This window comes from Actinoplanes sp. NPDC051513 (assembly GCF_044454685.1).
Classification (GTDB): Bacteria; Actinomycetota; Actinomycetes; order Mycobacteriales; family Micromonosporaceae; genus Actinoplanes.
On sequence record NZ_JBITDW010000023.1, the window covers coordinates 123,003 to 138,807 of the forward strand.

Sequence of the window (15,805 nt, forward strand, 5' to 3'; positions counted from 1 at the left end):
TTCCTCAGCAGGTCGGGAGCGCGTTGATGTCGTCCCCGCCGTCGAGGTTGAGCCACGCCCACGGGATGTAGTTCTTGCCGGAGTAGTTGACCTGGACCCACCAGGTGCTGCGCTTCTCGTTGTTGTAGATGTAGGCGTAGACCGATTCGCCGGACTTCTTGCAGTACGCCGCCAGCTTGGTTCCCGGTTTGGCCCAGCCGACCTGCTTGTCGTTGTCCTGCTGGGTCACGCTGAAGATCTCGTTGCCGTTGCGGCCGCTGACGTCCTTGTCGCAGTAGGTCGCGGTGTCGCCGTTCTGGCCGTTGTGGCAGGTGGCGGTGCCGGCGAGCGTGTCGGTGGTGGTGTTGGTGGTGGCGGTGACGCTGCCGGCCTTGTTCTTGGCGGTCACCGTGAACGTGTACGCCGTCCCGGCCGTCAGCTCGTTCACCGTCAGCGACCCGCAGCTGCCCGACGCCGAGCCCGCCCGCCCCGACGCGGCCATCGAGCACGTCGCCGTGCCGCCGCCCGCGTCGACCGTGAACGAGACGGTCGCCGCGACCGCGGTCGGGTTCACGCCCGTGATGGTGACCTTGGGCGGGGACAGGGTCTTAGCCGTGGCCGTGCCTGCGTCGCCCGGCCCGGCCTCGTTGACCGCGCGCACCTCGACCGCGACGGTCTGCCCGTTCTCGAAGCCGGTCAGCGTCGCCGCGGTGTCGGTGACCTCGGCCGTCCTGCCGCCGGCGGCCACCACGTACTTCGTGATCGGGCGCCCGTTGTCGGCCGGCGCCTGCCAGGCGACCTGGATCGCGCCCGCCTGGTCGCCGACGGTGGCGGCCTGCACGTTCTCGGGGCGGCCCGGGGCCGTGAACGGCACGACGCTGCCGCTGACCGGCGACGCCTTCGAGCCGGCGCCGCGCTCGTTGACCGACACGACCGTGAACGCGTACTGCTTGCCGTACTCGAGCTGCCCGGCCGGGATCGTCAGCGACGTCCCGGTGGCGTCGCCGATCGGGGCGCTGCCGCCCTCGGAGATCGCCGTCACCGTGTACCGCTTGATCGCCAGCCCCTGCCCGTTGGCCGCGGGCCAGCTCACCACCACGGTCCCGTCGGGCTTGGCCTCGGCGGTGACCGCGGCCGGCGCGTCGGGCACCTCGGCCGTCGGCTTCACGCTGTTGCTCGTCCGGGTCGGGCCGTCGCCCTTCTTGTTCACCGCGTGCACGGCGAACTCGTACGTGTCGCCATTGGTCAGCCCGGTGACCGTCAGCGACCGCTGGTCGGCGCCGACCTGGAACGTCCTGCCCGCGCCCTCGACCACGTACCGGGTGATGGCCGCGCCGTTCTCGGACGCCGCCTGCCAGGTCACCCGGGCCTCGGCGTTGCCGGCGGCGGCCCGCACGTTGCGCGGCGCGCCCGGCTTCGAGGCGACCGGCTTCTTGGGCTTGGGCGGGGGCGGCGTCTCGGCCGGCGGGGTCTTGGGCGGATCGCCGCCGAGCACGTCGTCGGCGTACTTGTCGACGACCCGCACCTTGTGGGCGTCGTCGACCACCTGGGCCACCGAAGAGTTCGGCGCGTTGATGAACAGGTAGCCCTCGCGCACCTCGAGCTCGAGCTTGCCGCCCGGCCGGTCGAAGGAGATGTCTTTCTGCGCCTTGCCGGCCGAGTCGAAGACGTGCACGGTGCCGGCGTCGTCGGCGACGTAGAAATAGCCCTGCCAGGCCACGGCCGGCTGCAGCTCGGCGCCGCTGCCCGGAACCGCGAAGTCGGCGCGCATGCCCTGGTCGCCGACCACATAGACGTGCCGCGAGTCGGTCACGGTGACCGGCACGGACTTGCCGTCGGTGTGCGCGGCCAGCGAGCCCGGCCCGGCCAGCGGCAGCGTCACGGTCGTCGCCTTCGCGTCGCCGTGGACGGTGGCCAGCGCGTTGGTGGTGCGGTCGAGAACGGCCACGCCGTCGTCCAGCGTGGAGAGCGCGAGATCGTGGCTGCCCGCGGCGACCGCTTCCGTCCGTACGCCCGCTTGGCCGGCACCCGCTTGGCCGCCCCCCGCTTTACCGGCCCCCGCTTTACCGGCACCGCCGGGCGAGCCGGAGGCCACCGCCGCCGGTGTGATCGCAGTGATCGTGCCCTCGCTCGGGGCGGCTATCCAGAGCCGGCCCTTGCCGTCGAAGACGCCGCCGGTGATGCCCGGCGGGAAGCGCATCAACTCGCCGATCGGGCCCAGCGTGAGCGGGTCGATCTGCTGCACCGTGCCCTGGACGGTGTCGACCACGAAGGCCGAGTGGTCGTCGAGGGCCACGCGCACGCCGAAGCCCGGGTTACCGGATTCGACCCAGAACTGCTGAAGCGTGGTGAGGTCCATCGAGCCGATACGCCCGGTCTGCACGTCGCGGAGGATCACGAACCGATCGGTCTGCGAGATCTCGAGCTGGTGCCCGCGCGCGCCCGGCACGTTGACCCGGGTATCGACCTTGGCGGTCACGCCGTTGATCCGCGCGACCTCCGACTTCGAACGGCTGAACACCCAGGACGCCGCGTCGAAGCTGGCCACCGCCTGATCGGCCGAGCCCAGCCCGAGCACGGTCAGCCCGAGCCCACCCGCGAGCGCGACGACGGTCCCCATCGTGACGAGATAGCCCCGACTGCGCCACCGACGTCGCTGCGCGGTCACCCGCACACCCTCTGTGGTCGCGCCATCTGCGCTGGTCACTACCGCAATCCTCCTCCTTCGACGGACCCCCTCCGCAAGGACGCAGGCCATCATAGGGGGAGGTGGATGAACGCCGATACCCGGAAGTCACGGTTGTGGATAACTCCGGTTGCCGAGCGTGATCCACTACTTGGTGGCAGTCGGCCGATCGGTACAGGCTTGCTGCGAGGTCGCGAACTTGTTGTTGCGGTAGACCGCGACCACGGCGAAGCAGTAGTTCAGGCTCGGGTTCAAGGCATTCATCTCGTACGACGTCTGCCCTGGTCCGAGGGTGCCCACGGGCTTCAGCTGCTGACCCGGCTGCGCCATCGCGACCAGGAAGGAGACGCTGCCGTTGGCGGGGTCCTTCCAGGTCACCTTGATGCGCGTGCCCGCGTCCTGGAGCGCCACGTTGGTGGGCGGTTTGCCGCCCAGAGTTGGCACATCCGAGTCGTTCTTGTCACCCGACCGGTTGGCCAGCACGAAAACCAGCGCGGAGACGGCGATGACGGCGGCCAGGACCGCGGCAATGGCCGCGAAGATACCTAGGCCGCGTTTGGGCTTCTGTTCGTACGGCGGTGGCGCGAACGGCTGCTGGGGCGGCGGGGCCCAGGGTGGGGGCTGTTCGTGCCAGATCGGCGGTTGGGGTTGTTCTTGCCAGATCGGCGGCTCGGGCTGTGGATAAGCCGGTTGCGGCGGCTGCTGCATCGGGATTGCGGTCGTCGGCTCCTCGTCGACCGCGCGGTCGGAAGGCCGGTAGGCCGGCGAGGCACTCGACTGGTAGGTCGGCGCCCGCGGGGGCGGCGCTGGTGGGATACTGGTCGGGTATGTCGGTGGGGCGCTCACCTGCTGGGCCGGGGGCGCGCTCACCTGGGGCGGCGTCACCGGCTGCGGTGGGCTCGCGTCCTCCGTACGTACGGGAAGATCTTGCTCTTGCCCGAGATAAGCCCGCGCCCGCGCGATCGCCGGATGCCCCTCACCCAGCGTGGCGGGGCCCAACTCGGCAACCCGACTGAACGCTTTGCGCGCCTCGTGCTTGTTGCCGAGCTCCTCGGCCACCATGGCGATCTCATGGGAGATCTCCAGCATCAGCGCATCGGAGTCCCCCAGCCGCCACGAGCCGGCCCCATAGGCATCCTCGAGCACCCGCCGGGCCGCCACCGGATCGTCATCCTGCTGCAGCACCCGCCCCAGTTGCAGCGCGGTGACCAGGACGTCCGGATCGTCCTCGGCCAGATTGACCTTCCCGAGCGCAACGGCACGCTCCAGCAGAGCAACGGCACCCGCAAGATCGCCGGACTCCGCCAGCGCGTGGGCTTGCTGCCGAGCCGGCGCAAGGGGGGATGGCTGCGACACGCGAGCCATGCTGCCCGGTACGCGCAGTTGACGCCAGGCCGGGCCCTTCGTCGCGGCCATATGTGCCGGAATATCCGGGTGCCACCCCTGGTGCAAGCCCTACTGAGGGCCGTGTACAGTTTTCTCCTGTGCGGCCCGCCGGGACGCCGATGCCCGGTGTGAAAACCGGGTGCGGTGATCGGTAGGCTTGGCAGTGCAGGTCCGGGTGGCGGAATGGCAGACGCGCTAGCTTGAGGTGCTAGTGCCCTTTATCGGGCGTGGGGGTTCAAGTCCCCCTCCGGACACAAATTCGTAGCATCCATGCACAGCATGGGTGTTCATGGGCACATGATATGCAGATGCCCAGCCTTCAGTTGTAGAAGAAGCCAGACAGGTAATGGCCGACCCGGCGGGTCGGCCATTTACCTGTCTGGCTCGTTCCCTTGAGCTGGGGCACCGCGCTGTCCGTGATTGCGATCACACCCGTCGGGCTGGCTGCCGCGCCCGGCGCGCCGGGCCCAGATTTACCGCTACGTCCCCATCGGAGTTGGCACGGTCAGCATGGCCGTCATCGGGTCTGCGTCGGCGAGGGGATGCCGTTCGCCGGTCAGTCCGGCGAGGGCTTGGGCGATTTCCTGCAGGGTGGCTTTGACGTAGGTGACGGTGGCGCCGGCGTCGCTGCTGTCGGCGTGGCCGGCGTAGGCGCGGGCGATGGCGTAGGAGTAGTGCCGTTCGACCCAGGTGAGGGTGGTGTGGCGCAGCCAGTGGACGCTGATCTGCTGGACGGCGACCCAGGGCAGGTGCTTGCCGATGCGCTGCCAGAGGTGGTCGTAGCGGCGGCGGCCGACGGGTTTGCCGTTGTGGTAGCGCAGCAGCTGGCCGGCGGGGGCGCCGTTGCCGCGTTCGTCGTCGTGAGCGACCAGGGCTGCCATGAGAGTGGGTGAGACCGGTTGCCAGCGCTGGGTCTGGCCCTTCTCGCGGAGCAGGACGAGGCATTGCTCGACGTCGAGGTCCTGGCGGCGAAGTGCCAGCGCTCCCCCGCGCCGGCAGGCGGTCTCGACGTGCAGGCGCAGGATGAGTGAGTCGAGGCCGGGGTCGTTGCCGGTTTCCGCTGCGACGGCGATGATCGCGGCGAGGGCCGCGTCGGGCAGCGCGTGACGCAGGCTGGGCTGGCGGCGGGGTTTGTCGACGCGGGTTGCGGGGTTGTCGGCCGGGTCGAGCAGACGGTCGGCGATGGCGTAGTGGTAGACGCAGCGCAGGGCGGAGATGAGGTGTTCCGCGGCGGCTGCTCCGCCGCGGTGGTTGCGGCGGACGACGGCGTGCCGGCGGACCTCTTCGGCGAACTGCCTGATCTCCAGGGGTGTGGGTTCGTCGAGGCGGCGGGGTCCCCATTTTCGCGGATGCGGCGCCAGTAGGTGTCGTAGACGCGGCGGCTGCCGGGGCTGACGCCGGCGACGACCTGTGGGATGTAGTCGTCGAAGGTCGGCACGGGCCGGCGGGCCGGCGGTGGCGCGCTCTGGGCGATCTGCTCGGCGGTGATGTCGAGCTGGGCCATAAGGGCGGTGACCAGCGCGATATTGGCGGCCATCTGGTCGGTCCGGCCAGCACGGTTGGTGGTCATGACTTCTGCTGGTTCTGGCCGCCGGTGCAGGAATGAAGGACCAGGGCGAGCGTTTTCGGCGGAAAGGCCCACAGGATGCCGGCGCGGGTGTCGGCGACGACGAGGAGTTGGTCGCCGGTGACAAGGTCCGCGCGGCGGCGCGTCGTGACAGGCAGGTTGAGGTGTCCACGTGCGGTGACTTCCCGCCGGGGTGCAGTGTCACCGCGCTGTGCGAGGTCTTCGACGCGGATGGCGGTGATCAACCTGCTGGCGTCAACGATGAAGGCGACGGCGGTTCCTGGCTTCCAGCCGAGCGTGCGCAGTGGTGATCTGGCAGCGATCCGGCCGTGGCCGTCAACAACCGTGACGAAGTAGTACAGGGGACGGACGAAGCGGGTCTGCAGCAGATCGGGCATCGGCATCCGCGGTGAGGATGCCGGCTCCTGCCGCTGGCGTGACGCCGTCGCCGGGCCGAGCGGATGCTCGTGCATGACCTTCGCCTCCTCGCGCACCTGTTGCGATGCAATCGCCCCGCGCGTCGCAGGCCAACGAGCAGGTGCCTATCGAGAACATCACTGCCATCGCCCCGCTGACAGTGGTCTTCAGTGGGCATCGGTGGTCCCGGCAATCCAGCTTGGGCGCAGGCGACGAGGTCACCTCCTGTAACGCAGCCTAGGAACCTGGGCTAGGGGCCTGAAGCAAGGTCCGCCGAGTCCTCACTTCTCGACACGCCTCGCCGCGACCGTCGACGCCGACGACTGGGCGGTACGCGAGGCGATGCCATCCGACGACCACGAGATCGAGCGAACGCCCCGGGCGTGCGCTGAGGTCGCCGCCCGGGTCAGCGCCACCAGGGCGTCCAGCCCAGCCAGACGAAGAGGGCGAGGATCGCAGCTGCGACACCGGCGATGCCGCCGAGGATCGTGGTGATCGCGACGACCCAGCCCCGCTTGCGAAGCCGCGCCCACCAGCCCTGCCCGGCCGGGGAGTCCGCGGCGGCGCCGTCCCGGCCGGTGAGGCTGTTATGGTCGCCGCTCGAGGTCTGGCTGCCGACCACGCTGGACCCGGCGCCGCTCGCCGTCTGACTGCCGATAGCGGTGCCCGCGCCGGACGACACCGTGACAGGGCTGCCCTCGGCCGGGGTGGCGGCGACGTTCGTGCCGCCGGGTGCGTGCTGGGCGGTGACCTGGATCGTCGGCCGATGCCCGTTGATCACCAAGTACACAGCCTGGTCCGCGGCCGCCTTGTCGGGGACGTCGTGAGCTGTCGGCGTCAACGCGATCATTTCCGCGACCAGCTCGGCCAGGGCGGTACGGATCTTGACCAGCACGCCTTGAAGTGCCGCGTCTGTCAGTGGCCAGAAGACGGTCTCCACGCGGGTGCTGCTCCGGTCAACGCTGTACTTGCCCAGCACCTCCGCAACGAGGTCCCCCAGGGCGGCACGAGCCAGGTGTCGTCCTGGGCCCGGGCGGCCATGGCCTCTAGCTCGCCGATGCCGCCACCCAGGAGAGCCACTTCCGGATCGATGCCCTTTTCCTCGAGGAACTCACGGACCTTCTCGGGGATGGCGGACACGCTGATGCGCTGAATCACCCCGTTGTAGCCCATCAGGTTGGTGAGTTTCGCGGACAGGCCCGTGTAGACGCGCCGGTACGGCGGGAGAGTGTCCCCGTCATAGCCGCTGAGTTCCTGCCGGGCCCAGTCGCGCATCTTCTCCGAGCCAGCCTGCCCGCCCAGGATGATGCACTTCTGCATGAGCGAAGCCAGCGACACATTGTCGTCGACCACGCCGGCCTCGATCTGCGCAAGAAGGCTTTCCCGCTTTCGCGACATGGTGGGCATCCTCCCACTGCGACCGCCGCGAGCTGCGGGCTGGTCCCTGAGGAGCGCAAGCTGCGGCCGTTCTCGGATCCACACGCGGGCACGTCAGCTCTCCGGCGCGATCTCTTCGGGGCAAACCTCGACCGGCAACGCCGGGTACGCCGGGCACGGACTCAAAGAATTTTGGCAGCAGCGCCGCCAGTACGTCGCCAACACCCGATGGTGGCCGCCGTTCTGCGCGGCCGTCGACTGGCTCGTCGCCGCGGTCCTCGTGGTTGAGATCGCCGCGGGAGTCAACTTCCATCGATCACCGGGGCCCTGTCAGCGGATCGCCTGGCAGCTGGTCGGCCTGCCCGGACGCGCCCGACAAACATCGCGCGGGATTGCGGCGAGCGCGGGTTCTTAGCCGCCACGATCTGACCGGTATCCAACCGGTTGCTTACCGCTTCTCGTCGTTCTCGCGGAGGTGTGCGAGGTGCTGATGCACGGATCGGATGCTGATGCCGCCCTCGCCGACCGCGGAGGCGACGCGTTTGACTGAGCCGTGCCGGACGTCGCCGGCGGCGAAGACGCCGGGCATGCTGGTTTCGAGTTGAAAGGGTGGTCGTGGCTGCCCCGCCTCGGCGCCGGTGGCGCCGGTGGGTGCGAGGTCGCTGTCGGTGAGGATATAGCCGCGGGGGTCGCGCCGGATGCCCTCGGGCAGCCAAGCGGTGTGCGGTTGTGCACCGATGAGGATGAACAAGGCCGCCGCCGGGACGGTCAGGGTCTGACCGGTGGTGTTGTTGCGGAGCCCCAGCTCTTCCAGCCGCCCGGCGCCGTGACCTTCGACGATCGTGGTGTCCAGCCGCACGTCGATGTTGTCTGTCGCTTCGATCGTTTTCACCAGGTAGTCGGACATGGTGGCGTCGAGGGCGCCGCCGCGGACGAGGATCGTCACGCGTTGCGCGTACTTGGCTAGGTGGACGGCGGCCTGGCCGGCTGAGTTGCCGGCGCCGACCACGTAGACGTGCTGTCCTTCCATCGCCTGGGCCTCGGTGATGCCGCCGCCGTAGAAGACGCCGGCGCCGACGAGCGATTCGAGGCCGGGGATGCCGAGGCGCTGGTAGCTGGCCCCGGTGGCTAGGACCACGGCGCGGGTGGTGATTTCGGTGCCGTCCGCGAAAGCCACGAACAGGTCGCTGCCGTCGGTGCGTAGACCGGTTGCCGGGCGCAGCACGGAGGTTTCGGCGCCGAACGACCAGGCCTGGTCCAGCGCCCGGTTGGTCAACTCGGCGCCGCTGATCCCGAGTGGAAATCCCAGGTAGTTGCGGATCAGGGAACTGGTGCCGGCCTGCCCGCCGATGGTGTCCCGGTCGACGACGATGGTGCGGAGCCCCTCGGAGGCGGCGTACACGGCGGCGGACAGGCCCGCCGGTCCGGAACCGACCACGACGACATCGAAGGTGCCTTCCTCGGAGCTGTGCCGGACGCCGAGGGCGGTCGCGGCCTGCTCGTTGGTGGGATTAGTCAGCACCTGACCGTCGAAGCGGATGAGTACCGGGAACGGGCCAGCCGGGCAATGCACCTGGTGCAGCAGTGCCCGCCCTTCGGCGGAGTCGGCAGTGTGGAAGGCGAACGGGAGACCACCGCGTTGGAGCAGGTCACGGAACTCGTGGGAGCGTGGCGCCCACCGCTCGCCGATCACGGTCACCACCGTGCGCTGCGCCTGCCGATGCTGTTGCCGCTCGCGGAGCAGCTCGGTGACCAGATGATGGAAATTCTCGTCGGGCGGGGGGCTGGGCACGGTGGCGTAGCGGTCGATTTGACCCAGCGAGACGGCTTTGAGGATCGGCCTTGACGCCGACCGGTTCCCCCAGGGGATGAGCAGCACACGCTGCGCTCGTGGATGCAGTTCGTGGGCCCGCCGCAGGTACTCGATGCCGGTCATCTCGGTCATCTCCTGGGCGGCGAACAGGACCAGCACCTGCACGTCGCCGGCGGCCCGCAGTGCGTCCAGGCGTTGGAGCGCGGACGCCGCCGACCGTTCACTGATGATCTCGTAGTCGGTGGCGTACCGGCTGATCAGTTCCCGTTGGATTATGTCCAGTTCACCGGCCTGGTCGTGGACCGCCAGCAGAATCTGCTTCGTCATCGAACCCCACTATCGCTCGGCTGCACGGTCGATGCTCGGCTTACCATGCCGACCCGCCAGCAGCGGCGGACGATCCCCGAGACCGCCGTCGGGCGGGCGCCGGGTCCATGATGGGTCACGTGCCAGGCTCCGCCGCGGCCGCCCGGTCGGCGACGTGTGCGGCGTCGTCCTTGACGAAACCGAGCAGAGCCGAGCCGCGGGTGTGTTGCCAGGCCAGGCCGAGGAAGTACAGCCCAGGGACGGTGGTGATGCCGCGCCGGTGGATGACCCCGCCGTTGTCCACCACGCCCGGGATGTGCAGCCACGAGTAATCGGGCCGGAACCCGGTGGCCCAGACGACGCCGCTGACGTCCTCGGTTCTGCCATCGGCGAACCGGACGGTCTTGCCGTGGGCGTCGAGCACCCGCGGTCGGAAGGTGACGCCGGCGTGGCGCAGCTGTCGCCGACGCGTACCGATGATCGTATCCCGGGAGGCCAGGCGTCGTCCCAGTCGGGAGTTGGTGGACAGGTTCAGCAGGCGGGTGTTGGTGAGCCACCAGAACAGATCCCGGCCCAGCACGCGCTGCGGCAGCGCCGGGAAGCGGGTACCCACCGCCAGGTCCACCGGGCGGGTCCTGGCCAGCTCGGCGGCGATCTGCATGCCGGAGTTGCCGGCGCCGACGACCACGATCGGGTCCTCGGGCAGGTCGCCTGGGTTGCGGTACTGCGCGCTGTGCAGCTGGACGACAGCGTCGTCGAGCCCGCCGGCGAGAGGCGGAACGAACGGCACCGCGAAGGGTCCGGTCGCGATCACCACCCCGCGGGCGTGGAACGTTTCGGCGGCCGTGCGGACCTCGAACAGCTCCCCGGCGCGGCGCAACCCGGTGACCCGGCTGTTGAGCCGGACCGGCAGGTCGTATGTGGCGGTGTAGGCCTGCAGGTAGTCGGCGACCTGTTCCTTGGTGGGGTAGGTGCCGGCCGGCGCGGGAAACGCCATCCCGGGCAGGGCGTCGTATTGGGCGGGAGTGAACAGCACCAGCGACTCCCAGCGCGAGCGCCAGGTGTGCCCGATCTGCGGGCCGGCATCGAGTACGAGGAAGCGTCGGCCCTGCCGCTTGAGGTGCCAGGCCATGGCCAGGCCGGCCTGGCCGCCACCGACCACGATCACGTCCTGGACCTCGGTGCTCATGCCGACCGTTCCACGGTGAAGCTGAACATCATGCCGCTTTGCATGTGCTCGGCGATGTGGCAGTGCGCCATCCACAGGCCTGCTTCGGTGACGTCGAACAGGATGTCGACGGTCTGCCCGGTGCGCACCAGCACGGTGTCCTTCCAGACCAGGTTGGGTTCGGTGACGCCGTCGCGGGCGAGGACCAGGAACCGGCCGGCGCCGTGCAGGTGGAAGGGATGGTGCATCGGGTGGTCGGAATCCATCTCGTTGACAAGCCGGATCTTGACCCGGTCTCCGACACGAAATCGCCAGTCGATTGCGGCGTTCTCGAAGCCGGTGCCCCGGTCGATCAGCTTCCACCGCATGTTCGCCGGGGTGGTCAGCCGGTTGACCTCGACCATGTCGTCTTCCCACTCGATGCCCTCGCCGCTGCCGTCGTGCGGGTGGCCGTTGCCGTGGTGGTCGTGGGAAACTCCGGCCGTGTCGTGCGCGGCCTCGGCGTCGTGGCCGCTCGCGGGCTGCGTGACAGCCTGCCCCGCCATCAACTTCATGCCGCATGTGGGGCAGCGTCCCGGCTTGCTGCTGGTCACCTCGGGGTGCATCGGACAGGCATAGACGATCGGTGCGTCGCTCGCGTCGAGGACGCCGATGTCGTCCATCTCGGCGACCAGGGCAAGGATCTTGTCGGGCGGGGCGGCCAGGTACGCGTCCAGCTGCTGGCGCTCAGCGACCAGTTCCGGCGCCGTGCGTTGGATCTCGAAGTCCGTTGCCAGCGACGGTTCCGCCCGGTCGTCGGCCACCGCGATGGTGGCCAGGGTGTAGGTCCGGTCGGGGGTGCGGTGCTGCAGGGTCAACCGTCCAGGTTGGTCGAACAGGACGTCCACGACGGCGCGTTCGGACGGCGCCAGCAGCACCTCCTCCACCATCTCGGCGTGTTCGTAGCGGCCGCTGTCACCGCCGACGAGCTTCATCCTCGCGCCGGGCAGCGCGACGTTGAACACCCGGGTGTTCGCGGTGTTGGTCAGGTACAGCCGCACCACCTCACCGGTCTTCGCGGTCAGCGACGCCTGCGGTTCCCCGCCGATGAGCAGCACGTTGCCGAAGCGGCCCATCGCGGTGTAGTTGGTCTGCGTCCGGCTGAACGGTGCGATCTTGCCGTCCTCCAGTAGCAGGTCGTCGAGGGTGAGGACGGCGTCGCGGTGCACCGGCGGCCAGTAGTCCGCCTCGGCGGCCTCGACGACGATGTTGCCGTACAGGCCGAGTTCCTGGCCGTAGTCCTCCCGCACGTGCGGGTGGTACCAGTACAGGCCCGGGTCCGGGAACGTCAGCCGATAGGTGAAGCTGCCACCGACCGGGATCGGGATCTGCGTCTCGTGCGGCACGCCGTCGTACCTGTTCTCCAGGCGCAGCCCGTGCCAATGCACCGTGGTCTCCAGGTCACCGTGGTTGGTGACCGTCACGACGATCTCGGTGCCCTGCCGCACCTTGACGGTGGGGCCGGGGATTGACCCGTTGTAGCCGAGCATCCGCACGGTGGACTCGCCGAGCCGTTTGGCGACCGGCGCGATCCGCAGCTCCAACACGTCGCCGTCGGCCAGTTCACGCAGCACCGGGCGGGTCGCCTCGACGAGCCCGCCGACGTCCGTTGGGAACGTGTCATCCACGCCGTGCAAGTCGTGGTCAACGTGCTGTTCCATGGCGTACTCCTCTACGTTCCTCGGCTTTCGGCTTCCTCGAAGGCCGCACGGCGGCCGGCGACTCCACATCGCGAACGGGGTTTCCCGACCGCCCGCTGTGGTGGCAACCTGGTGTCAGGCCCTGATCCGACCGGTAGCGGTAACCCCGGCGACGGGGAACGCCAGAAAACCGGCCGTCCAGATCAGCCAGGTGGGCACTGCCTGCCGGCGAGGCGAATCTGGGCGTCTCATGGTGATCAGCTCCTGCTGTCGACGCTGGCCGGCTGGCTGCCGGCGTCGGTGCGGTTGATCGCGGTGATCGGTTGTTCGTGGCGGGATGCGCCGGGCGGCGGGCGCGACGCAGGAGCAGCGTCACGCCCAGGGCCGCGACCCACAGTCCCCAGGTCGTGCTTGCGAACCTGTGACGACGCCAGCCGCGACAAGGACGGCGCTGTGGGCACGCGGTCACGTTCTGCGGTCCGTGGTGAAGCCGACCAGGTCGGCGCTGATCTTCCACAGCCGGACCGCCGCGGCGGAGTCGTAGGAGACCTTGTTGGAGGCTTTGGGTTTGCGGTTGACGAAGTACCGGCCGGTGACCCCTTCGACCTGCGCGGAGGACGCGAGGTAGATCGGGGTGGCCGCACCCGCGGTGGGGGATTTCATGAACGGGCGCACCAGTGGTCGCATCACCTTGAAGAAATCGGCCTGGTCTTCGGCCCCGAAGTTGGTGCGTACCACGCCCGGGTGCAGCACGGTCGCGGTGACGCCAGTGCCTTCCAGGCGACGGGCCAACTCGTAGGTGAACATGACGTTGGCCAGCTTCGAGGCGTTGTAGGCCCGCTGCCCCGAGTACCTGGCCGAGCCTTGCAGGTCGTCGAAGTCGATGCGGCCCTGGGTATGCGCGCCGGAGGAGACGGTCACGATCCGCGCCGGGGCGCTCGCCTTCAGGCGGTCCAGCAGCAGGTTGGTGAGCAGGAACGGGCCGAGGTAGTTGAGGGCAACGGTGTGTTCCAGGCCGTCGGCGGTGACATGCCGGTGCGCCCAGAACCCGCCTACGTTGTTGACCAGCACATCCAGCCGCGGATAGGCGTCGAGTACCTCGCCGGCGAGCCGGCGGATCTCGGCTTGGGAGGACATGTCGGCGGTGAACACGTCCACCGCCGGGTTGCCCGACGCGGCGCGGATGTCGACCGCTGCGGCCTCGGCGCGGATCCGGTCGCGGCCGGTGATGCCGACCCGGGCGCCCAGGGCGGCCAGGCCGACCGCGGTGGCCTCGCCGATTCCTGCGGTGCCGCCCGTGACGAGGACGTTCTTGCCGGTCATGCGGGGCGTGTCAGCCATCGCCGACTCCTTTGCCAGGTGAGCTGGCACGGCCGGTGGCCGTGCCAGCCCATGCGGCGAACCGCACCCCGTCGCGCTCGTTCGGCTAGGCGGTGGGCGCGATGACGGCGGTCGCGGGGTCCGTACCGCCGGTGTCCAACCGGAACGGCGGGTAGGCGTCGGTCATCAACGATGTGTATGCGGCGACCCGCAGCACCCACCGGTTCAGGCCGAGGATGAAGTCGTAGAGGCCACGGGGGTAGCGGCCGGTAACGGCCAGAACGATCGCGGCGATGAACACGAGGAGTCCGATGAGGCCGCCGCCGGTCCAGCTGTAGTTATTGGTGTCGGAGTTGACGGCGAGCCAGGTGCCTCCGCCGGCCAGGATCCCGACGATAAGCAGGTGCGGCAGGGCCAGCAGCCACCACTTCACCAGGACCAACCCCCGGGACAGGTGTTCCGGGTAGAGCACATGCAGCTGTGCCGGGTAGTCGGGAACTTCCGCCAGGGTGAATGGCGGGTACTGGTCGGTACCCAGTGCGCTGTATGCGTAGTAGCTGACCCGCCAGGTCCACCGCATCACCCCAACGTTGAAGTCGAAGAGCGCCCGGGGGTACCGGCCGGTGAACAGGATCGCGAAGAACGCAATCACGGACACCGCGCAGAACGCGATCCACAGGGGGATCAGCACGATGTAGTGCGGAATGGTCAGGACCCACTTCACCAGCCATAGCCAGCGTGACAGGTGCGGGTCCAGGCGCGCATCTACGCGCACTGGATAGGTGGTGGTTGCAGTCATAATCGTGGTACCTCCAACGGATCGGCTGTCGCCCTGGTCCACGGCCGCGGAGGCGCCCGACGGGATCAAGCGGTTGTTGCGCGGGCCCGTCCGGAGGTCCGAGGGGCAGGATGGCCCCACGACACGCTGCATCGCCGATGACGATGTGCCGGTCGGGGTCCTCTGCCATCGGTCGGCCCTCAAACGCAGCGGTGCCGCGTCTGGCTGCCGAGGTCTCGGGCAGCGCGCCCGGTGGGCGCCGGCCGTCAAAGATGATGACGAATCGATCCACCACTGACTGTACGCGCTATCGGCACCGCGGAGCCGCGACGATCAGCCATTTCGAGGCGCGACCTCGCATCCATGTTCCAAGACGGCCACACCTCTACGGGCGCGGGGATGGTGAAGTGCCGTCACCCGTCGCTACGGGTGACGGCTGGCGTGTCGGTCAACGCCATGCATCGCCGGGCGTCTTGGCGTAGCGCCGCCAGACGTATCCCCAGGGGATGACCGCGAGCACGACGACGACGAAGCAGCAGTTGAACAGGACCGCGTGAGCCGCGGCGTTCAGGTCGTCGGAGACCAGGCCCGGGATCGCGACCGCGGCGATCCAGATCGCCTTCCAAGACACCTCGAACAGCAGGATCGGCAGCATCCGGACGGGGTATCTGAGCCCGAGGAACGCCAGCAGCGACATGGCCGTCAGCAGGCAGGTGACCACTCCTTCCATCACCGGGAGGGTTCGGACGTCCTGGATAAGGATCGGCCATTTGGCGATGGCCAGTCCCACCGTCATGAACGCGTAGCCGATACGCATGACGTTCAAACGGCGCGTGGACAGCTGCTCTTCCACGGCGGTCGCGTCGACGGCGATGTCGGCGGTGCGTAGGACGTTCCCTTGGGAGATCGTGACGTGGCCGTTTGAGTGGGACGGTTCGGGTGACCGCCGACTCGCGGCGCTGGATGTCGGGTCGCCTGCTTCGTCATGCACGATTGTGGTGGTGCGTCGTGAGCTCATGGCGAGTTCCCTTCTCGGGTGTTTGTGGCTGTGGCATGCCGGTTGGCTGGGAGGACGCCGCGACCTTTCGGCGGTCGGAACACGGGCCGGTTCCGCGTGCCGGGCTTTGTGTTGGGGCTGCGGCCGAGGCGGGCCGGCAAACCTGCGCCGCCGGTGTCGCGGCGGGGCGGCTGATGCGCCGTCGCGGATCCGAAGTCTTTGGTGGTTCAGCTGCTCGGGTTGCGGGTCAGGAGGCGGCGGCGGAGACGGTGCAGTTGTGGCATCAGTCCGTAGATGACGATGGGCACCGCGATGGTGGCGAGCACGAAGGT

General features: G+C 69.1%; 12 protein-coding genes and 1 tRNA gene. 1 reads left to right on the forward strand and 12 read right to left on the reverse strand.

Translation table 11 applies throughout. From position 1 onward, the window contains the following. Window positions 1–4: 4 nt before the first annotated feature. Window positions 5–2,599: a fibronectin type III domain-containing protein gene (locus ACIA5D_RS41495; RefSeq protein WP_396036055.1), complete on the reverse strand. Its 2,595-nt coding sequence runs from the start codon at window positions 2,597–2,599 to the stop codon at window positions 5–7. Window positions 2,600–2,812: 213 nt separating this feature from the next. Continuing rightward, a complete protein-coding gene (locus ACIA5D_RS41500; protein WP_396036056.1) occupies window positions 2,813–4,081 on the reverse strand; it encodes a tetratricopeptide repeat protein in 1,269 nt (422 codons plus the stop codon). Between the two features lie 139 nt (window positions 4,082–4,220). Here ACIA5D_RS41500 and ACIA5D_RS41505 point away from each other — a divergent pair. Then, a tRNA-Leu gene (locus ACIA5D_RS41505) sits at window positions 4,221–4,305 on the forward strand. A 225-nt stretch (window positions 4,306–4,530) separates the two neighbouring features. Here the strand turns inward: ACIA5D_RS41505 and ACIA5D_RS41510 are convergent. The 10 genes from ACIA5D_RS41510 to ACIA5D_RS41555 form a co-directional block, all read right to left on the reverse strand. Further along, window positions 4,531–5,655 carry a tyrosine-type recombinase/integrase gene (locus tag ACIA5D_RS41510; protein WP_396036069.1) on the reverse strand — a complete coding sequence of 375 codons (1,125 nt, stop codon included), beginning with the start codon at window positions 5,653–5,655 and terminating at the stop codon, window positions 4,531–4,533. Then, on the reverse strand, window positions 5,618–6,112 hold the full coding sequence (locus ACIA5D_RS41515; protein WP_396036057.1) for a hypothetical protein: 495 nt from the start codon (window positions 6,110–6,112) through the stop codon (window positions 5,618–5,620). The genes ACIA5D_RS41510 and ACIA5D_RS41515 overlap by 38 nt, the downstream gene beginning before the upstream one ends. Before the next feature lie 329 nt (window positions 6,113–6,441). Then, window positions 6,442–6,975 carry a hypothetical protein gene (locus ACIA5D_RS41520; RefSeq protein WP_396036058.1) on the reverse strand — a complete coding sequence of 178 codons (534 nt, stop codon included), beginning with the start codon at window positions 6,973–6,975 and terminating at the stop codon, window positions 6,442–6,444. Continuing rightward, entirely contained in the window at window positions 6,951–7,433 is a 483-nt protein-coding gene (locus ACIA5D_RS41525) for a hypothetical protein (protein ID WP_396036059.1), read from the reverse strand. The genes ACIA5D_RS41520 and ACIA5D_RS41525 overlap by 25 nt, the downstream gene beginning before the upstream one ends. 427 nt (window positions 7,434–7,860) lie before the next feature. Further along, window positions 7,861–9,552, reverse strand: a complete 1,692-nt coding sequence (locus ACIA5D_RS41530; RefSeq protein WP_396036060.1) for an FAD-dependent oxidoreductase — start codon at window positions 9,550–9,552, stop codon at window positions 7,861–7,863. A gap of 115 nt (window positions 9,553–9,667) precedes the next feature. Next, window positions 9,668–10,720 (reverse strand): flavin-containing monooxygenase, encoded by a 1,053-nt coding sequence (locus ACIA5D_RS41535; protein WP_396036061.1) that lies wholly within the window; start codon window positions 10,718–10,720, stop codon window positions 9,668–9,670. Continuing rightward, the gene (locus tag ACIA5D_RS41540; RefSeq protein WP_396036062.1) at window positions 10,717–12,399 is read right to left on the reverse strand and encodes a multicopper oxidase domain-containing protein; all 1,683 of its coding nucleotides are present in this window, start codon (window positions 12,397–12,399) and stop codon (window positions 10,717–10,719) included. Before ACIA5D_RS41540 ends, ACIA5D_RS41535 begins: the two co-directional genes overlap by 4 nt. A gap of 444 nt (window positions 12,400–12,843) precedes the next feature. Beyond that, window positions 12,844–13,719 carry an SDR family oxidoreductase gene (locus ACIA5D_RS41545; RefSeq protein ID WP_396036063.1) on the reverse strand — a complete coding sequence of 292 codons (876 nt, stop codon included), beginning with the start codon at window positions 13,717–13,719 and terminating at the stop codon, window positions 12,844–12,846. Window positions 13,720–13,804: 85 nt separating this feature from the next. After that, window positions 13,805–14,473: a DUF4389 domain-containing protein gene (locus tag ACIA5D_RS41550; protein ID WP_396036064.1), complete on the reverse strand. Its 669-nt coding sequence runs from the start codon at window positions 14,471–14,473 to the stop codon at window positions 13,805–13,807. A gap of 451 nt (window positions 14,474–14,924) precedes the next feature. After that, window positions 14,925–15,494, reverse strand: coding sequence for a hypothetical protein (locus ACIA5D_RS41555; protein WP_396036065.1), 570 nt, complete (start codon window positions 15,492–15,494; stop codon window positions 14,925–14,927). Between the last annotated feature and the right edge of the window lie 311 nt (window positions 15,495–15,805).